Annotated in this window: 18 protein-coding genes and 1 pseudogene; 1 reads left to right on the top strand and 18 read right to left on the bottom strand. The window is 58.4% G+C overall.

Annotated elements, in window-relative coordinates:
- Window positions 1-275 precede the first annotated feature (275 nt).
- The 4 genes from ACWJJK_RS10485 to ACWJJK_RS10500 all read right to left on the bottom strand — a co-directional run bounded on the left by ACWJJK_RS10485 (window position 276) and on the right by ACWJJK_RS10500 (window position 4,207).
- Entirely contained in the window at window positions 276-1,343 is a 1,068-nt protein-coding gene (locus ACWJJK_RS10485; RefSeq protein WP_240502628.1) for a TonB-dependent receptor, read from the bottom strand.
- 119 nt (window positions 1,344-1,462) lie between these two features.
- A complete protein-coding gene (locus ACWJJK_RS10490) occupies window positions 1,463-2,476 on the bottom strand; it encodes a FecR family protein (RefSeq protein ID WP_077732131.1) in 1,014 nt (337 codons plus the stop codon).
- Between the two features lie 96 nt (window positions 2,477-2,572).
- Window positions 2,573-3,097: an RNA polymerase sigma factor gene (locus ACWJJK_RS10495; RefSeq protein WP_156881860.1), complete on the bottom strand. Its 525-nt coding sequence runs from the start codon at window positions 3,095-3,097 to the stop codon at window positions 2,573-2,575.
- A 765-nt stretch (window positions 3,098-3,862) separates the two neighbouring features.
- The gene (locus ACWJJK_RS10500; RefSeq protein ID WP_156881859.1) at window positions 3,863-4,207 is read right to left on the bottom strand and encodes a PepSY-associated TM helix domain-containing protein; all 345 of its coding nucleotides are present in this window, start codon (window positions 4,205-4,207) and stop codon (window positions 3,863-3,865) included.
- Window positions 4,208-4,590: 383 nt separating this feature from the next.
- Here ACWJJK_RS10500 and ACWJJK_RS10505 point away from each other — a divergent pair, with 383 nt between their 5' ends.
- On the top strand, window positions 4,591-4,944 hold the full coding sequence (locus ACWJJK_RS10505) for a hypothetical protein (protein WP_133716138.1): 354 nt from the start codon (window positions 4,591-4,593) through the stop codon (window positions 4,942-4,944).
- A gap of 334 nt (window positions 4,945-5,278) precedes the next feature.
- Here ACWJJK_RS10505 and ACWJJK_RS10510 read toward each other — a convergent pair whose 3' ends face one another.
- The 14 genes and pseudogenes from ACWJJK_RS10510 to ACWJJK_RS10575 form a co-directional block, all read right to left on the bottom strand.
- Window positions 5,279-6,274, bottom strand: a complete 996-nt coding sequence (locus ACWJJK_RS10510; RefSeq protein WP_156881858.1) for a TonB-dependent receptor domain-containing protein — start codon at window positions 6,272-6,274, stop codon at window positions 5,279-5,281.
- Between the two features lie 99 nt (window positions 6,275-6,373).
- Window positions 6,374-8,113, bottom strand: a complete 1,740-nt coding sequence (locus ACWJJK_RS10515) for a proton-conducting transporter transmembrane domain-containing protein (RefSeq protein ID WP_156881857.1) — start codon at window positions 8,111-8,113, stop codon at window positions 6,374-6,376.
- Window positions 8,110-9,603 (bottom strand): complex I subunit 5 family protein, encoded by a 1,494-nt coding sequence (locus tag ACWJJK_RS10520; RefSeq protein WP_077732137.1) that lies wholly within the window; start codon window positions 9,601-9,603, stop codon window positions 8,110-8,112. Before ACWJJK_RS10520 ends, ACWJJK_RS10515 begins: the two co-directional genes overlap by 4 nt.
- On the bottom strand, window positions 9,600-11,096 hold the full coding sequence (locus ACWJJK_RS10525; protein WP_156881856.1) for a proton-conducting transporter transmembrane domain-containing protein: 1,497 nt from the start codon (window positions 11,094-11,096) through the stop codon (window positions 9,600-9,602). The genes ACWJJK_RS10520 and ACWJJK_RS10525 overlap by 4 nt, the downstream gene beginning before the upstream one ends.
- Window positions 11,093-11,410 (bottom strand): NADH-quinone oxidoreductase subunit K, encoded by a 318-nt coding sequence (locus ACWJJK_RS10530; protein ID WP_077730989.1) that lies wholly within the window; start codon window positions 11,408-11,410, stop codon window positions 11,093-11,095. The genes ACWJJK_RS10525 and ACWJJK_RS10530 overlap by 4 nt, the downstream gene beginning before the upstream one ends.
- Window positions 11,407-12,144 (bottom strand): MnhB domain-containing protein, encoded by a 738-nt coding sequence (locus ACWJJK_RS10535; RefSeq protein ID WP_077730990.1) that lies wholly within the window; start codon window positions 12,142-12,144, stop codon window positions 11,407-11,409. Before ACWJJK_RS10535 ends, ACWJJK_RS10530 begins: the two co-directional genes overlap by 4 nt.
- On the bottom strand, window positions 12,141-12,431 hold the full coding sequence (locus ACWJJK_RS10540) for a Na(+)/H(+) antiporter subunit B (protein ID WP_454128972.1): 291 nt from the start codon (window positions 12,429-12,431) through the stop codon (window positions 12,141-12,143). The genes ACWJJK_RS10535 and ACWJJK_RS10540 overlap by 4 nt, the downstream gene beginning before the upstream one ends.
- A complete protein-coding gene (mnhG, locus tag ACWJJK_RS10545) occupies window positions 12,413-12,736 on the bottom strand; it encodes a monovalent cation/H(+) antiporter subunit G (protein WP_205781025.1) in 324 nt (107 codons plus the stop codon). Before mnhG ends, ACWJJK_RS10540 begins: the two co-directional genes overlap by 19 nt.
- Window positions 12,733-13,008 (bottom strand): monovalent cation/H+ antiporter complex subunit F, encoded by a 276-nt coding sequence (locus ACWJJK_RS10550; RefSeq protein WP_086133912.1) that lies wholly within the window; start codon window positions 13,006-13,008, stop codon window positions 12,733-12,735. The genes mnhG and ACWJJK_RS10550 overlap by 4 nt, the downstream gene beginning before the upstream one ends.
- A complete protein-coding gene (locus ACWJJK_RS10555; RefSeq protein WP_454128973.1) occupies window positions 13,001-13,501 on the bottom strand; it encodes a Na+/H+ antiporter subunit E in 501 nt (166 codons plus the stop codon). Before ACWJJK_RS10555 ends, ACWJJK_RS10550 begins: the two co-directional genes overlap by 8 nt.
- A gap of 544 nt (window positions 13,502-14,045) precedes the next feature.
- Window positions 14,046-14,267, bottom strand: coding sequence for a type II toxin-antitoxin system HicA family toxin (locus ACWJJK_RS10560; RefSeq protein ID WP_086133913.1), 222 nt, complete (start codon window positions 14,265-14,267; stop codon window positions 14,046-14,048).
- A complete protein-coding gene (locus ACWJJK_RS10565; RefSeq protein ID WP_077730995.1) occupies window positions 14,260-14,466 on the bottom strand; it encodes a HicB family protein in 207 nt (68 codons plus the stop codon). The genes ACWJJK_RS10560 and ACWJJK_RS10565 overlap by 8 nt, the downstream gene beginning before the upstream one ends.
- Before the next feature lie 14 nt (window positions 14,467-14,480).
- A pseudogene (locus ACWJJK_RS10570) lies at window positions 14,481-14,720 on the bottom strand (HNH endonuclease); the annotation flags it as partial.
- A gap of 437 nt (window positions 14,721-15,157) precedes the next feature.
- On the bottom strand, window positions 15,158-17,272 hold the full coding sequence (locus ACWJJK_RS10575; RefSeq protein WP_454128974.1) for a KAP family P-loop NTPase fold protein: 2,115 nt from the start codon (window positions 17,270-17,272) through the stop codon (window positions 15,158-15,160).
- Between the last annotated feature and the right edge of the window lie 524 nt (window positions 17,273-17,796).

Raw genomic sequence — 17,796 nt, forward strand, 5'->3', positions numbered from 1 at the left:
TCCGCCTTGTATCGGTGTTTGCGCCGGTTCCCAAGCTTTGGGCTTGGGAACCGGGTCTTGCAAGCTCTGGCTTGTCATGTTTCGGGAAGCGGGAGCTTCCAAGGCAGCGTTCCCAATCCGGAGATCGGGAACGAGCGTAATTGCAGGCTTCGACCGAAACGACTCGGCACGTTCGGCCCGGCTGAGTACGGCTCGTAGGATGTGGTGAGCGAAGCGAACCGCCCTTCGACTACGCTCAGGACAGGCATCGTTCGCTACGTACTCGCCGAACCAATTCAATACCGGTACTCGAATCCCCCGAACACCATGCGGGTGGCGCCGGGATTGAATTGCGCCACGTCCTGTCCTCCGGCGTCACCGGTAACGAAGACCGAGGCGGCATAGCGCTCGTTGGTGAGATTGCGTCCGTCGACGAACACCTTCCAATGTTTGCCGTCGTCCCAGCCGACGCGGGCGCCCAGGAGAGCATAGGCATCGGCCGCAAGGGTGTTGGTGAAATCCACCCAGTTGGAGCTGACCGCCGTTACGTTCGGCCCGATGTAGAAACCGCCGGGATGTTGGTAGAGCGCCTCGAAGCGGGCATTGTGCTCCGGTATGCCAGGCAGCCGGTTGTCTTTCAGCACCGGATCGTCGTCGAAGTGGAAATTGCTCCAGGTGTAACTGCCGCGCAGGCGAATGCGGTCGCCGACGTATACGCCCGGCGCATAAGCAAGCGCGTCGTTCACCGTTAGCGCCGCGCCCTCCCTGATTCGCTCCCCCTCGATCAGCGTCGTCCCGCCGGGCACTCGCCCCAGTTTTTCCCGCGATTCTTCGATGGAGGGTGTGGTAAGGCTTTGAGGTTCCGCTTCACCGGTAACCGAAACAGTGGCCAGTTGGACCGATTCGTCGCCGGTCCCTCGGGTCTGATGGCCGGCAGCGGGCGCGATGTTCGGTTTGGCAGCGCGCTTGGCGAGGCGTTCGATGGTGACGGTTCCGGGACCGATGAAGCGATAGCCGAAGCCGGTACCGTCCAGCAGCTTGTCCAGGCCCTGCTCCGGCGTTAGCGTGCTCGATAGTCCTCGGGACTTGAGGCCGCGGACGAGATCGGCATCGAAAACCAGTTTCAGGTCGGACTGGTCGGCGAATTCCGTCAGTGCATCGCCGAGCGGCTGTGCGGCGATGGCGTAGTGTCGCGCATGGCTCTTTTCTTTTTCAGAGGCCTCGGCCGGAATTACGATTGCCGCGATGACGACCGCTAGTGCGGTGAATGATCTTTTCCCCGGAGGAAAGTAGTTTGGGGGTTTTGAAACTGGGTCAAAAATGTCGGCGTCTTTGCATGTGTTCCGGTTCTTTTTGTTTTTCATGACGTTCTCGAAGGAATTCAGAAAAGGGATGTTTCTTTTCTGAACACGTGCGAACGCCAAAACCATGAACCGGGAAAGCAAAAAAATTTTCGTCGAATCGATGCGAACGAGATGGGGGTTCAGCGATGCAGCAGCACGAGCCAGGGACTCAGCCGGGTAGATCGGATGGCGAGCGCTTTCTCGACGGCCGCGAGGATGGCATCGGAATCGTCCAGGGAAAACACGCCGGTAACGCGCAGATCCTCCAGGCGATGGTCGGCAATCAGGATCTTTCCCGGCCGGTAACGGTCGAGTTCCGCGACCACTTTCACCAGGGGCTGGTCCTTGAATATCAGCTTATGTCGCTGCCAAGCCGTCGCTTGGCTCAAATCGGTCTTCTCCGGCGAACTCAAGCCGTGTGTCGGGCTGTAGTTGACGCGCTGCCCGGACGCCACCCGCACCGCAGCCTGCGCGGAATCGGACCGTCCGTCCGCAAGCCTGACGCTGACGGCGTGTTCCTGGACCGTCACAGCGATGTCGCCGGCCGTGCTCTCCGAAACCTCGAAGACGGTGCCCAAGGCGCGGATCACCGCCGGGCCGGTTTCCACCTCGAACGGCCGGGCAGCGTTGGGCGCCACCGTGAAGGCCGCTTGGCCGTGGCGGATACGAATGCGCCGTCGCGATGGGTTCCAATCCAGCGCAATGGCGGTATCGGTGTCGAGCAGCACGGTGCTGCCGTCGTCCAGGCGTACCAGCTTCTGCTCTCCCGTGCCGGTGGCGTAATCACTGAGCCAAAAGTCGCCGAGATAGAGTCCCTGTAGTCCGAAGGCGAGCAATAGCGCGGCCGCCGCGGCCCAGCGGGCAGGCCGGAGCCGGCGCCGACCCGCGGGCGAGATCGGTGAAGGGCGCTTTTCCGGCAGTCCGACCGCGGCGGGCTGCTCTGCACGGAGATCTCCTGCCTCGTCACTCAAAACGTCCGCGACCGAAGCCCATAGACGCTCCGCTTCTTGAAATGCGTCCGCGTACTCGGGCCCCTCCGCCAGCCACTCGGCGAAGCGCTGGCGATCGCCGTCCCCCGCCGCACCCGAACGTAGCAGCACCAGCCAATCGATGGCTTGGTCCGAGAGTAGTTTGCGGCGATCGCTTGGGTTCATGAACGGTACGGTCGGGTATGTCGGAGAGACTTATGTATATAAGACGGACGGAAGAAAAAAAACCGTATCGCTATGGGCATGAAACGGCGCCATCGATCAGGTGGTCTCGTCGTCGAGCCGGTCCCGACAGTGTTTTAGGGCTTGAGCAATGCGCTTCGCCACCATTCGCTCCGATACGCCCAGCCGTTCGGCGATCTGGACATAGGTCAGGCCGTCCGCGCTGCTCAACAGCAGAGCCGTGCGGGAGTCCACCGGCAATTCCGACAAGGCCGCTTTCAGACGATCCATGGTTTGCCCCAGACTAACTGCCTGTTCGGGGGCCAAATCCGGGCCGGGGACGGTTTCTGAGGCAAGCGCTTCGTCGTCGTGAGCGGATTCGTAGCGGGATTTGGCGGTCTGCTTTCGCAAATAGTCGACCACCAGGTTCGCGGCGATGCGAAAAGCCAGGGCGCGCGGATTGTCGGCAGGACTTCGTCGCTCGCTCTGATGCAGGCGCAGATAGGTTTCCTGGACCAAATCGGCAGCGGTTTCCGGACATCGGAGGCGGCGCATGAGAAAGGCGAAAATTTCGTCCCGACTGTCCGAGAAAACGCTTTCGGTGCCGAGCGATGAAGGATTCATAAATTGGCGATGGGATTCGGTGCCGGTTTGGTGGGAAACGGATTGCGTCCGGAGCTTGTGTACGAGACAGTTGCCTGGGTTTCCGCGAGCTATGTTGGGGAATGTATTGATTTTCGTGAACAAGCTTTCGACCTGCATCGACGCCATGATTGTGCGATGTGGTCGCGGTCAGCCTTTCCATCAAGCGCCCGAGGTGCTCGGAGAGGCCGACCGCTGGTCAGCATCAATAACATAACAAACGGCGTGCCAAATCTTTTTGCCTTTATATTTCAAAAGTTTATTAAATCACGCGGTTTTCGAATGGGGGGAGCTTTAATGCATTTGCCGCACTGCGGCGAGTGAAATGCCGCACGGTCCATGCGACAAAATGTCACCTTGAATCAATGGGTTAGGTTTAATAGGATAATCCCATCTCGTAGCAGCTATTGGTTCTCCTCCGAGGCCAACCGTACGAGTGCGTGAGATCTCCTCATTCGATCGGGATGCCGTTCAGTCGGCATCCCGTTTTTTTTTGCATTACGCCCATGTCAATTCGCCCGGATCATAGCGGAGAAATGTCGGGTTCATGCCTCAGCACAACCCGCCTCGCCAAATTCGATTTCTCTCTATAAAGGTCGCGCTCGAGGCGTTTTCGCGATACGCCTTTCGCCCGACGCGCCGCAAGCGGGCTTCCGGAAACACGGACTCAGCCGCGCTGACGGCGGACGCAATCGGAATCGGCGTCGCTCCGGGCGTTATTTTCGAAGTCAGGCCGTGCGGGTCGGCCTAGCCATCCAGTTCGACCGGGGAGAACAGATTGGCCATCGGGCGGACGTAATCGAAAAACACCAGATAGACGCCGCTGAACGCCACGACCGCGAGTACCGGAGCGCTGTAGATGCCGAAAACCTTGTGCGGGTCGAATATGAGGCGCTCCCGGCTCGCGCGGCGCTTGACGGTCAAGGCCCGGACGAGCTGATTCCGGCTCGGCCACCAGAGGTAGATTCCGGTCAAGACCGAGACCAGCAGCGCGACCCCACCGGTGGTGCGGGAACTCGTGCCAGGGGATCGATGTGCGATCTCTTCGCTCGGATGGTCTGCCGGGTCAAAAGCTTCATCTAGACCCCCCAATGTTATTGTTTATCCTCGTGGAGGTAGACGGACCGCGCGCAAAAAGCCGCCAAGCGGGTTGAGATCTTTTAACGAGCGGCATGTGCTCCGTCGAGTTTTTTCCGTCAAACGCCACAGATGACTTAGGCTTTTGCCGCTCCGACCTAGAAGGGAAGGCCATTCACGGTGCCGCGATTGCCGATATGCCGCATCCTTCCTTAAGTTCCGTTCACTCGAAATATGGCCGCGCAGCAAGCGTTGCGTGACCTTGCCCTCTGTTTCGTAATCTGGTTGAGGCAAAGTGGATGTTTGTAGGTCAAGTTGGCTCGATTCTTTCTTTGTTAAGTCCGCACGTTTCCTTTGAGACGTTTTCCATTCATTCCACTTCCAAGGAGGATTTCGATATGTTGATGGGTGCGCTTGCCGTTTTTACTTTAGTTGCCGCTATGGGCTTGATGATGATCCGGGACGCCTGGCGCGGCCAATCCGTGGGGCCGGCTTACTCGCTGGTTCATGCCGCCGCCGCGCTGCTGGGCTCCGGTTTGGTGATCGCTGTCGCGCTGGATGGCGACCAGCGGGTTTATGCCAATATCGGCATGGCCGTAGTCATCATTCTTTTGGGAGCTGCGATGGGATTCGCCGCCAAAAGAGGGAGATCGGCGCCTAGAATCGTGCTGATGGCCCATGCAGCCCTGGCGGTTGCTTGTTATGGGCTGTTGGGTTTTTTCGCTCTGAATCCGGACGCGACGTTGATGTAGTTGTTTCTCGAACTGCGCCGAGGTCTATATATCTTCGTATCCTCTGATTTTGAGAGCAAAACCCTGACCCCCGCCCACTGGAAAGTGTTGCAAAGGTCCAATTTATAGGCTGGGCTGAGGAACGAAACCCAGCATTTTCGCGGATTGCTGGGATTTCTTCGTCATCCCGGCCTATTTTTGCTTTTGCGACACCCGGTGGGAAAGGGGACTTATGCTCGGTGATTCCTGAATGGTCAATACTGGAATAAGCATTAGCGTTTTCGCCAATGGGTTCCCAAGCGGGGAGCTCGGGAACCCCCAAGTTCAGGCGGGTAGGGATACGATTCAGACGTTCTCAAAAGCGGATCGTCACGCCGCCGATCACCGTTCGGCTCGGGCCCGGGCGCAAACCGTTCGAGTAGTCTGAGACATACAGCTTGTCCGTCAGGTTGCGACCTTGAACCCAGAGCGTTACCGGAGTGTTCGGGATGGCATAGGTAGCGCGCGCCGAAAGGAGGGTGCGGCTGGGGACGGCGCCCACGACGATGGGCTCGCGGAGGTCGATCACATCGCCCGCCTCCGGAGGGGCGCCGTCTTCATCCGTCAGGATGGGATCGCGGGTGTTGGCCGGGTCGGTGAAGAAGCTGTCCATATGGGTCAGGGTCGCGCTGATCTGCCAGCCGCTCGTGTGTTCCAGGCCCAAGGTCAAACTGCCCGTGTGCAGCGGAACCTCGGGCACTTGATTACCCTTGCTGACGCCCTCGGTGAATCTCGCGTCCGTATAGTTGTAGGCCAGCATGCCAAAGAAATTATAGGGCGACTGGGTGTAAGCGGCCGAGTCGACCCGCACCGCGACATCGACGCCGACGGCCTCGGAATCTTCCGCATTGATGAATATGTCCCGCCCGGTGTTCGGATCGATGAAGGGGAGTTGCACGAGCGTGTTGTTCAAAACGTTGTAGAAGCCCGCCAGTTCGAAATTGATGCCCTTCACGAAGCTGGAGCGCAACCCGACCTGCGAGTTGATGCCGGTTTCGGGAACCAGCGGGAAGTCGCTGCCGCGAGCCGGCGCGGGCGTACAGCCCCGCTGCACGCTGGCAAAGAGCTGTGTGTCCGTGAAGCCGCTGTAAAGAAAGCTGATGCCCGGCAGCAGAATCGATGTGTTGTCTTCCTCTTTCGGCTCGGGGCCATCCTCTGCGTCGAAAACGCGCGTCTTGTTTTGGGTGTAGTGCTCCATGCGGAGGCCCGGAGTTATCGTCCAGTCGCCGAAGCGCATGGCGTCCTGCAAATACGCGGAGTAAGCCGAGGCCTGATAGCGTTCGTCGCGGGTCAATGTGCCGCGATCATCCACGTCGAGTACCTCGCCGACTTCACCTTCCGTGCGCCGATCCTGGTAGGCCGTTCGCCCTGAGCTTGTCGAAGGGTTTCTTGAACCTACTGGGATAGGCTCTTATTCACGCCCGAAGTTCTTCGGGAGCAATGCCAAGGCAAAAAGCACGATGAGCAAGAGAAACAGGATTCCGGCGATGGCCATGCTTTCAAGCCACGCTTGGCCGTATGCCAGGCCCTGGGCCAGCCGTGCGCCTAAGGTTTTCCATGGCGGGCGAGCCGGTTTCCGGACCGCCTTATTCCATAAACTTTTCATACCCGTCCAGGCACTCAGCGCCAGCCGTTCCGCCGGTACGAGCAAATCGCCCGCTGGTATCGGCGGGGCGGACCGGGCGAACCGGCGGCCGAACAGATAAGCCAGCAAGATACCGCCGCCCACCGGCCATAATTCGCTCCAGAGAATCCCGGGTTCCAGCGCATGCTCGAAAAAGGCCCGCGCCGCGTCGGCGAACATGATCCAGGTGAGTGCAAATACGCCAAGCAGCGCCAGCCCCCAGGTAAGACCCAATCCCCGGCTCCCGCTGCCGTGGCTTTCCGTCAGCGCCTCGTGTCGGACCAGGTAGAGGAAGCGTACGAGCAGCAGCGTGGTGCCCACCGCCGCGAAAGACAATGTCCAGGCCAGCCAGTCCTGCGATGGTTCGGGCACCGAGCCTATGGCTCTCTTGAGCGACTCTTTGGCGAGCGCACCGCTGGTAAAGGGAGCTCCCGCCAGCGCCAGCGCGGGCAGCAGCAGCCCGGCCGTGATCCAGCGAAGTTTCCGCTCGTCGCGAGCGGTTTCCCGCGCGACTCCGACGCCGAGGAACAAGGCTCCCTTGGCCAGAGCATGATGGACCGCATAGACCGTAACCGCCGCCAGACACGACGGCCAGCCCGCCGGTGCCGCCAAGCCCAATCCGACCGGCACGGTGATGAGCCCCATTTGGCTGATGCTGGAATAGGCCAGCACGGTTTTGGAGTCCTTTTGGACCAATCCCACCCCAGCACCGTAGAACGCCGCGGCGAGCCCTGCGGCCGTCAGTCCATAGCCCCAATCGGGAAGGGCCGCCTGCCCCAGCGGCAGAAAGCGCAGCCAGCCCAAGAGACCGGCCTTGATGATGACTCCGCTCAGCACCGCGCTGGCGGGAGTGGGGGCGACCGGATGCGCCAAAGGTAGCCAGACATGAAGCACCAGGACACCAACCTTGATCCCGAATCCGCCGAGGAACAACGCCACGATCAGATTTCGCTGCGGCGATACGGCGACAGCCTTCGGAATCTGGTCGAGAAACAGACTTTCCGCCGCGCTCGCGCTCAGCAAAAAAGCGACGAGCAGCATGGCCTCCCCAAGGATGGCCAGGATCAGATAGATGCGCCCCGCTCGGTGCGGCTCTTCACCGCCCTCATGCACGATCAAGCCATAGGCGGAAAAAGTCATCAGAGAAAAGAATAAATAAAAACTCGCCACGTCCTGGGCCAAAATGACGCCGAGATTGCCCGTCATGGTGCTCAGAAAGAACCCGCCGAAGCGGCGGCGCTTCGAATCGGAGGCCAGATAAACCTGAGCGTAAAGGCCTGCGATCAGCCACAGCAGAGCGGTGAAGATTAGAAACATCCGACCGGTGGCATCCAGTCCCAAACGCGTGCCTAGCAATAACCAGGACAGATCGATGCGGAAATCCGGCGCCGCGGCCAGAACCAGGCCCGGCAATGCGGCCCAGGGCGCGATAGGCCATGTCGGGGAACGCCCTGAGGCCATGAATAGCGCGATCGCCAGAAGGGAAGGAGCGAGCAGGGCGGCGGCGACCAGCCAACTCGTGCTCACGAAACGTACTCCCGGGCCGTGACCAACTTGGCCCAGCCCAGCGGGCTGAACCACGAGCCCGCGAACAGTCCGGCGGCAAGGGAGAGAAGAGCGGTGATCAATGTGGGCACCAGCAGCGTCGGACGGGTTTCGAGCTGATCGCGTTCGCGTTTCGGCCATTCTCCGCTCGCGGGCAGAAACCAGATGCGACGTAGGACCGGCAGGAAATAAGCGGCGTTGAGCACGGTGCTGACGGCAAGCACAGCGAGCGCCCAGTAGTCCTTCGCGGCTATCGCCCCCAAGCCCAGATACCATTTGGTGACGAAGCCGGCGACCGGCGGGACGCCGATCATGCCCAAGGCCGCCACGGTAAACGCAACCATGGACCAGGGCATGCGCCGGCCGACGCCGTTCATTTCGCTGATCTTGTGAATGCCCAGGGTTTCGGCCAGATCGCCTGCGCAGAAGAACAGAGTGATCTTCATCAGTCCCTGGTGTACCAGGTGCACGACGCCGCCGATGGTCGCCAGCGGACCGAGAATGCCGATTCCCAGTACGATGTACGACACCTGACTGACGGTGGAATAGGCCAGCCGCCGCTTGAGGTCGTCCTGAGTCAACGCCCGCACCGAGCCATACACGATGGTGATGCCCGCGACCCATGACAAGGGACCCAGCACGCCCAGGCGAGCGGCGAACTCCACCCCGTACACGTCGTAGGCGATGCGCACGATGCCGAAGGCCCCGGCCTTGACCACCGCCACTGCATGCAACAAGGCGCTTACCGGGGCGGGCGCCACCATGGCGACCGGCAGCCAGCCGTGGAGCGGCACCAGCGCAGTCTTGACCCCGAGCCCCGCGACCAGAATCGCGAAGATCGCGAGCAGGTCAGGGTAATCAACCACCGAAACCCCCGCCAGCACACCGCGCTCGGTGAACTCGACAGACCCTACCACCTCGTACAGCCAGACGACGCCCACCAGCAGCAGTGCGCCGCCGGTCATCGTGTATTGCAAATAGACCTTCCCGGCGCGCAACGCGTCCGCTGTACCGCGGTGCACCACCAAGGGATAAGTGGACAACGTCAGCAGCTCGTAAAAAATGATGAAGGTTATGAGATCGCCGGCCAGTGCGATGCCCATCGTGGAGGTCACGCACAGGCTGAAAAAACCGAAAAACCGGCTGCGATGGGGCGATCCTTCCAGATAGCCGATCGCGTAGATCGTAGTGAGCAGCCATAGGACCGAGGAAAGCCCCACGAACAGCATGCCCATCGCGTCGGCGCGCAATACGAAATCTTGATCCGGCAGCAGAGGCAACCGGGTTTCGTAACGATGTCTCTGGAACACGCCCCATACCATGATGCCCACCAGCACGAGCTTGGCTACCGCGCCGATCAGATTGAGCCAGGAGCGGGTGCGATGCTGTTCCTCGCCGACGAAGAAAATGAGCAGGCCGGTTATGAGCGAACTCAATACCACCAGGAGGGGCAACCAATCGTCGAAAGTCATGGGGCCACCGTCGACGGTGCGGAGGCTTCGAGCAGAAGGGGCGCGCCCGTCTGCAAGAGGCGAAGCGGATAAGCCGCCGCCAGCCCCAGGGCCAGGGCGATGCCGGCCAAAGACAGCGCGGCTAAGGGCATGACCAAGGGCACCGGATGGAACGCAGCGTACTCCCTTGGTGGCAGAAAACAGCGGCGCAGCACTCGAAAGATATAGGCGGCGGACGCGAGCCCGCCCAAGACCAGAACGGCGGCCCACCACCATTGCCCGGAGGACAGCGCGGCATTGAGCAGAAGCCACTTGGCGATGAATCCTCCGCTCGGCGGCAGACCCATGAGACTGACACCAGCCATGGCGAAGGCGAACAGGCTGATGGGTAGGTGCCGGCCGACGCCTTCCAGCCGATCGATCCGGTCTTCGTCGGTCACTTTCAGCATGGCGCCGGCCGCCAAGAACACGGCGGCCTTGGCCACGGCATGGGACACGGCCAAGTACACGCCGCCGCTCAAGGCGGCCGGGGCACTCGTAGAAGACGCAGCGGCAAGCGGAAACGTCAGAAACAAATAGCCGACTTGAGTCACGGTCGACCAGGCGATCAGCATTTTCAGCTTTTCCTGGTGAAACGCGAGCCAAGCCCCGGCAAACACGGCTATGGCGCCCAGAGAGCCGATTCCTTGTGTAAAGACTTCGGTCAGCGCGGACGGAAAGACCTCGAACCAAAGGCGCAGCAGCATGTAAAAAGAAGCCTTGATGACCAGTCCCGACAGCAGAGCGCTGACCGGAGCCAAAGCACTCCCGTGCGCAGGCGGCAACCAGAAATGGAGCGGAAAAAGGGCAGTCTTCAGCATCAGTCCCACGGTAATCAGGCTCGCCGCCAATGTGTTTGCGGGTTCCGGGCGGAACAATCCCGCCATCCGCTCCAGTGACAAGGTGCCGTAGGCGCCGTACAGCAGGGCTACGCCCATGAGATACGCCAGAGAGCCCGCCAGCGCCGCGAGAAGATAGCGGAGCCCGGCAGCGAGCGAGTCTCGGTCGCCCGCGAGCACGACCAGACCGACGGCGCTTAGACTCAACAGCTCGAGGGTTACGTACAAATTGAAGAGATCGGCCGAGAGAAAAACGGCGTTGAGCGCCCCCCACAAAAGCCACCAAAGCGGCCAGAACCGGATGCCGCGGTTTTCGTCGCCGGCAAAATAACCCAGAGCATAGAGGCTGATGAAACTTCCTACGGTCGCCGTCATGCCCAACATCGCGAGGCTCAGCCCGTCTGCTCGCAGATCGATCCCGAGAGGTGCTCCCCAGCCTCCGATCGGATAGTGCTGGAGACCCGCATTTTCGAAATCGAGAATGAGCCGTATCAGCGAGAACCAAATGCCGGTCATCGTTGCCGCCAGCAGGCTTCTGTGGCCGCGCGGTCCGAACAGGAAGGAAAGAGCTCCGGCCATCAGAGGAAGCAAAATCAGCAAGGGTATCCATGGCGCGGCGAACGAGATGCCGCTCATGGCTCGGGCCGAGGATCGTTCGGCAGGCGAGTTTCTCCGGTCAAGTCGTAAAGACGCCGGACCAGCGCCAGCCCAAAAGCGGTAGCGCTGACCGCGACGACGATTCCGGTGAGTACCAGGGCTTCCGAAACCCGGTCCGGCGGCGTTCCGGCGACTCGCTGCGGCAACCCCACGAGGACCAGGAACACGCCGCTGCCCATGATGTTGAATGCGATCAGTCTCCGTACCAGATGAGCATGGATGATGAAGCCGTAAAGGCCGATGGCGAACAGAACCACGCCGGCCATGGCATAGATCAGCCCGCCGCCGATCATGACTGTCCCGCTCTTTCGCCCTCCGCCGAGTGTGCCGGTCGGGACGGTGACATGCATCGAATGCGGGGAGGTGCCGCGCCGATGAAAGCGGTTGCGAGAATCGCCGCGATCGACACGGTCAGCGCCGATTCCACCACCAGGATAGCCATCGCAGCTTCCGCCGTTCGGTATTCCAGCAGCCTCGAACCCTCGAACAGCGGCAGAGCGGCAACCGCAAGAAATACCCCGAGGCCCACAACGAGGCTTACACGCAACCATGCATTCGGCGACTCGAAGCTTGGAATCGTGCCGGTCAGGCGCAGCAGAACGCCGCCCCCCGCGAGCACAGCCCCCGCTTGGAATGCTCCACCCGGCCGGTGCGCGCCCGCCCATAACAGATATCCCGCAGCGAGAACGATGAGCGGAACTATCAAGCGACTCAGAGCCGCGAGCACGGGGCTCGAATCGGGCGCGGCGTCGGGTATGGAGGCGGGGCCTGGAGGCCGGAATGCCAGGATTCCCAGCACGGCCAACAACAGCACGGCAATCTCCAGAAGAGTGTCGTAGCCGCGATAATTCAGCAGCACGGCCGTTACCGGGTGTCGGACGCCGCTTTCCTCCAGATGCGCTTCGACGAGTTCCGCCAAGCCGAAGTCCGGGCGGGAAAGCGCGACTATCGCGGCGCTAAGGCCGATGCCCAAGATCCAAGCGAGCGCGGCGGCGATCTGTCGGATCGGTCCGTACACCGCGCTCATGATGGGTTCCTTCCCGCACGCCGGCGTCCGCGTTTACCGGTGATGTGCGCCACGGCGTCGAGCATCAGGGCTCCGGTTAGCCCGGTGCCGATGGCGGTTTCGGCCAGGGCGATGTCCGCAGCGTGCAGCCTTACCCAGGCCAGCGTCATCAGAAGGCCGAAGGCGATGAACAGCACCACCGCATTGAACAAATCGGGGGTTGCCACGGTCCGCCAGGCAATCCAAATCAGGATTGCAGCCAACGAAAAATCCAGTATTTCGCCGAGCATCACTGTGGTTCCTGCCAAGTGGAAACTCTGGCCCGGTGTTCGGACCGCAGGGTATGGCGGGCGAGCAGATGGCAGGCCGTGGCGCTGGCCGGCAGCGCGAGCAGCCAGATCAGCAAGAGTTTCAGTATCACCGCCCAGGATTCGGTCTGCAGCATCAGACCGAAAATGACCAGGCCTAACCCTAAATTATCGGCTTTGGTGAGGGCATGAATTCGGGTGTACGTATCGGGAAAGCGCAAGAGACCGACGGTTCCGGCAAAAAAGAATGAAACGCCAAGAAACAGCGAGAAGGCAGAAAGCCATTGAAGCGCAATATCGCTCACGACTCGTCATCCCCGTCGCTGCGATCGGAAAACCGCCTTACGAACGCCACTGTCGCAAGCACCGCGAGCAGCACGAAAGTCAAGGCGACATCGCGGAGCGCCGGCAAGTTTTGCGCCTCCGCCAACAACAGCAAGACCGCTACGCCGGTCGTGCCGAACAACTGTGCCGCCAGCATGCGATCGGCCGAGGTAGGACCGCGCACGATCCGGAGCAATCCGGCGGCGATGTTGAGGAGCAGAAAGAAAGCGAGCGCCAGATTCAGTTCAGGCATGGGGCGTATCCCCGGCTTGATTCAAGGAGAGGCCGAACAGAGCCGCAACCCGTTCTTCCACCGTTCGCAGGGATTCGAGAATGGGCAGCCCCTTGTCTAGGACATGAACCTGCAGCCGCTGCTCGTCCAGTTCGGCGACCAGGGTGCCCGGCAGCAAATTGACGGTGTTGATGAGAAGTACGCAGGCCGCCTCGTCTGTCAGCCGCAGGGAAAAATCCACGAATGCCGGCGCCAGAGGCATTTTCGGATGCAAGGCGCGCCGCGCGACATCGATGCCGCCGAGCAGCGAGTGCCAGAGAAAGAAACCGAGAAAACGGGGCAGACCGTACAGGGGCCTGTATCCGGACGGATTGATGAGGAAGCTTGAAACAAGCGCGATGAGAATGACCGGCACGCCGGAGGCCCAGGCCGACGACCCCTCCGTCAAGGCCCACCAGCATAACGCCAGGAACAGAATGCGCTTGAGTCCTGATTTGACGAAAAAATCGAACATGACCTCGACTTTCCATGTCAACCGTGGCCCCATCATATCAGATCGTCCGGAGCGCTCCATCCTCTTTTGAGAACATGCAGAAGCCCACCTATGGGGCTGGCGTAGGGTGCATTACGCTGAGGCTAGAGCATTTTCATACCTACTGTACGGGCACTCGCGAGTAGGTCGGGAATCCTTCCCAATCGCAAACGGCGTCTTCGGGAGCGCCGAAGCCCCCCTTCCCGACGCCACGTCCCGCCGAGCGTCTTCGTCGGCAAAGGATTGCCGACCTACGAAAGCTTGAGTCGATCTACCCGAGCCGAAGGCGCCAACGACTCCAGCAGGCCTGTTTTGCCGTACGAGCGAGATGAAAACGCTCTAATACGCCGAAAGGGATGTCCCCATGCGGCGAAATGCGCGAGTACGCTATTCCGCCTTATGCAGGCTGATGTTCGGGAATAGCAAGCAGCAATTCCGACGCGCCAAACTGCTGAGCAAGAACATCTTAAAACGGTTTAACTTGTGAGGATGGAACAGCGTCGACCGCAATGCTTCTTGAGAAATGTCAGGCACGTAACGCAGTAATGAACTCATCGGGTGATACGCCGGCTTGTTTGAGAATGCCAGTCAATGTGCCCGCCTTCAGCTCCCGGTGGTTTGGTACAACACACCCGGATGATCCACGGCGAAGAACAACGTGACTGCCACGCTGCCGTACAACGATAAACCCAAGCCATTCCAATGCCCGTACTGCCTCTGCGCCCGAGACGACGGGCAATTTAGGCATGTTCGGCTACGTGAAAAGTTGTCAGTAGTGGACGCCCCATGATGGACAACGGGAATTCTTCGAGGTAAAGCTCGGTCGCCTCACGTAAATTAGCCAAGGCTTCCTCGACAGTCTCGCCTTGCGTAGTTGTCCCTGTTTCAGGATTGAAGGCGACATAGCCACCTTCGGGTGCCGGAGTTAAGACAGCGGAAAGTTCCATGACGATTCCTTCTCTTAAAAGGTGAGGTAAATTTTATAACCGCTCAACGATTTGCTTAACGTGTGGAGGAAAGCGCGCACTGTTTTTCGGAGATAGATCGATTCTATTCTTATGCCACTAACCCAATGTGTATTCATTGAATCTTTGCGCTCTTCTCTAAGGTTGTGACACGCGCACAGAAGTTGAATGTTCTCGGCTTTCAACGATGTTCCGACTTTCGAAAACGGAACAATATGATTAAAATGCAGTTCATTGGTACCGCCACAGGCTGGGTTGAGGAACGAAACTCAGCTCTTTGACACCTGGATTAGCTGGGTTTTCGCTATCGCTGCAGCTCAGCCTACGGTCCTCATCCGGAAAGAAAATGTCCTCCCGCTGATCGCCCCGTGCCGTGATGTGGTAAGGAGTGCCGGCATATTTAAATCTCAAGGGGGCTTGCTACACCGAAAGTGTCGACGATGATGTTGGAATGTTAGAACTGACCCCATTTGCCTGTGCCTGGGTGCGGGAGGCGTGGATGACGGCCTAGGGATCAATCCGTCCATCGTCCCGAAAAACCGGGGCAATGGACGAAGAAAGCCCCGCCCGAGGGCCGCCATCTCGCGAAAAAAGCCCCCTTTAAGCGGAAAATCTCGGCTCGACTCTCGAAATCGCTGGAAGAGCGCACTTGTTCAGAGCTTCCTTACTGTAATCAGTCATCATCGAAATCTTTAGGCCTCCACCCTGCAAGATATTTGTCTGCTAATTCAAACAAATCCCCAATTTCGTCTGGCGGAGTAGCTTTCAACTGTTCGATACGAGCACGTAAAATATCTTCACCCCCGTACAGTTCGACCAAAATATCCCAAGCGAGTTGGGGTTTCCGACGAACAGCGCGACTTCCCATTGACTGACTCCGCGTTTCACTTCTCGCGCTCTTCAGTAATGCGTATGTAACTGCCGGAGTGTCCGGGACTACTAACTCCGGTTCTTCAGATTTCGCTTCCTGTTTAGCGCGCCAAAACGTCCAAAGTAGACCAGTCTCATCTGCAAGTTGCTGAGGAGTTGTCGCGCGTACTTCAGCCCGCCATTCAGCCTCAAGAGTTTTTGCAGCCGCCTCAGAAACCAGCTTATGGCCAGCATTTTCACGGTATCCAACAATACAAATGAGCTTCTCTTTTGAAGACAGAGACTGTATTTGAGGCAGTATCTCTTTAACCGCCATCTCGACGGAATCGGGTTCCTTGAGTGCACGCACAAGACGATACACAACTCTTCCAACGACCATCCTTGTGTCTAGATCAAACATTCCCCGCTGACGATCGGGAAGCAAGGGAAGAAGATTTAGTAACACTATCGTTGCGGGGACAACATGCTCTGCACCGAATTCATCCTCGTATGCTTCAAGTGATGAAATAACGTCCTGTAGCCTCTCTATCGGGAGTGACTGCAGATAGCTCTCAAAAGCTGTCTTGTCAGTGATTCTTGCCCAAGCATTTTCAGCATCTGAGAAGGCTTGTAATTGTTCGCCCACGACACGTTCCAAATAGTAACGGAGTACATCTTCATGGGCCACACGTCTTTCTCGAAGCCAACGATTCTTCCAGTCACCGCCGTAGTGTGAGCCGCCCAAATGTCTAGCGCCGCCGGGAAACAATCGACTAATCAGACTGCGAACACACTCCGCACGTTCACCACCGGCACTTACCAGGTTTTCAATCTGTTCCTTTAAATGTGGCGGTTCATCTCGGTAGCCATAGCCATTTGTCGTAGCCGTTAGCCCCTCTACCGAAGTATGCAAACTATGAAACACATCAGGAAGAAATACGCGAATTGCTTCTAACGCCAACGCATCAACAAGAGCTACCTGTCCATCCAAATCTCGAACGGTGCCATGAATGGCAGCCGCGTATCGACGAACATCTCTCATGTTTCTTATGAGAGGTTGAATGACTTCCATAAATACATCAGGCCAAACTTCTGAATCAAAGTGTCCTGGGTTTTCTATGTCTTCGAGCGCAGAATCAATCGCCTTGAATATTTGAGAGTTTAATACATGGCTGGGCACAGCAGGTAGGTCGATCCCGATTTGGAGGATTTTCTCGAGGTAGTCTCTCCCCGGAATACCTTGTTCTCCCAAAGCTTGTTCAACACGATAGCGGTCGAAAGCCAAGAGATAAATAATGTTTGGGAAGTTCGCTGTTAATCGAACGAGCTTGAATACGTCTCGTATTTCTGGAGTGGATAGACGATCAATATCATCCAAAACAACAACAATTGGCTTGTCTACTTTCTTTAGGGCTTCGCGCAGTTTATTTTGACTCGCCCTAACGCCCTCTTTTTTGCGTTGGAGAATCTTAGCAAGAATGTCAGTTACTACTCGTCCCCGCTCAATCCACGGCCCTATGACTGGTAACCAGCCAAGACCTGAGAAAGTATCGCCATAGTCCTCGACGAGCTCGCCGATTTCAGCCAAGCCAGGGCGAAGTTTCAGCTGAGCAGCAAGTTCTATGAAGAAAAACTGAACGAGTTGATCTGCACCACTAAACATCCATGGGTTAAATTCAAGTACCGTGACACCTGATTCCTTGAGGAAAGCTTGAGATAGGTTCACGAAAGAAGTCTTTCCAGCCCCCCACGGTCCTAAGACACCAACCACCACGCCTTCGCCAGGATCGAGTGCTAATACCTGCTTTGCAAATGAAGAGGCAGGCTTAATACGCCCAAGAGCATCTTCCTCTAATTTAGTTATAGGGTTGTCTGCACTAATGCGAACCACTTTCTGGTTAACTTGGGACGCAGGTGTCTCTGTTTCTTCTTGGTTCACTGTGTCAACTTGCTTCCTTGAAAATATGCTGCGTATCCAGTTCATGGTTTCTTTAGTTGCCTAACGAGGGTGTAGAAAAACCCGATTTTTGATCATTTTTGGGTCTGTAAGTCGTTGATTGTTCATTGACTGAATTGTCGAGTTAAGCGTTTTCCTACACCCTCAACGTTTGAGCTGAGGGGCCGACGCCGGCAAGGCACTTGGCCCGCGAGCCGGTGTGGTCCATCATCCGCTTCGCGGGCCAAGTGCCTTGCCGGTGGAGGTCCGGTGGAATGATGGGTGTACGCCCGACATGGGCATGAACTGATGGGGTGAGAGTCCCCTGTAGGAGTACCTGTAATGCCCATTCTTTGGGCCAATGTAACTACTAGCCGACGGCAAGGGCAACTCCGCGAGGAGTGGTCTGAAGGAAGCCCGAGCGCAAAGGTGCGAGCCGACGAACAGAAACCGCATAGAAGGCTCAGTCTCCGGGTGAGTCAGCACATGATGACGAAACCCGCCGGGTACGGGAGATAGGGTAAATG

It is taken from the genome of Methylocaldum gracile (assembly GCF_053646815.1).

Bases quoted from the DNA above. Each gene is read 5' to 3' on its own strand.
- ACWJJK_RS10490 (WP_077732131.1), bottom strand. From the start codon at position 2,476: ATGAACCCAAGCGATCGCCGCAAACTACTCTCGGACCAAGCCATCGAT.
- ACWJJK_RS10565 (WP_077730995.1), bottom strand. From the start codon at position 14,466: ATGGAACTTTCCGCTGTCTTAACTCCGGCACCCGAAGGTGGCTATGTC.
- ACWJJK_RS10520 (WP_077732137.1), bottom strand. From the start codon at position 9,603: ATGACTTTCGACGATTGGTTGCCCCTCCTGGTGGTATTGAGTTCGCTC.
- ACWJJK_RS10505 (WP_133716138.1), top strand. From the start codon at position 4,591: ATGTTGATGGGTGCGCTTGCCGTTTTTACTTTAGTTGCCGCTATGGGC.
- ACWJJK_RS10485 (WP_240502628.1), bottom strand. From the start codon at position 1,343: ATGAAAAACAAAAAGAACCGGAACACATGCAAAGACGCCGACATTTTT.
- ACWJJK_RS10495 (WP_156881860.1), bottom strand. From the start codon at position 3,097: ATGAATCCTTCATCGCTCGGCACCGAAAGCGTTTTCTCGGACAGTCGG.
- ACWJJK_RS10555 (WP_454128973.1), bottom strand. From the start codon at position 13,501: ATGTTCGATTTTTTCGTCAAATCAGGACTCAAGCGCATTCTGTTCCTG.
- ACWJJK_RS10535 (WP_077730990.1), bottom strand. From the start codon at position 12,144: ATGAGCGCGGTGTACGGACCGATCCGACAGATCGCCGCCGCGCTCGCT.
- ACWJJK_RS10550 (WP_086133912.1), bottom strand. From the start codon at position 13,008: ATGCCTGAACTGAATCTGGCGCTCGCTTTCTTTCTGCTCCTCAACATC.
- ACWJJK_RS10530 (WP_077730989.1), bottom strand. From the start codon at position 11,410: ATGATCGGCGGCGGGCTGATCTATGCCATGGCCGGCGTGGTTCTGTTC.
- ACWJJK_RS10525 (WP_156881856.1), bottom strand. From the start codon at position 11,096: ATGAGCGGCATCTCGTTCGCCGCGCCATGGATACCCTTGCTGATTTTG.
- ACWJJK_RS10560 (WP_086133913.1), bottom strand. From the start codon at position 14,267: ATGCCTAAATTGCCCGTCGTCTCGGGCGCAGAGGCAGTACGGGCATTG.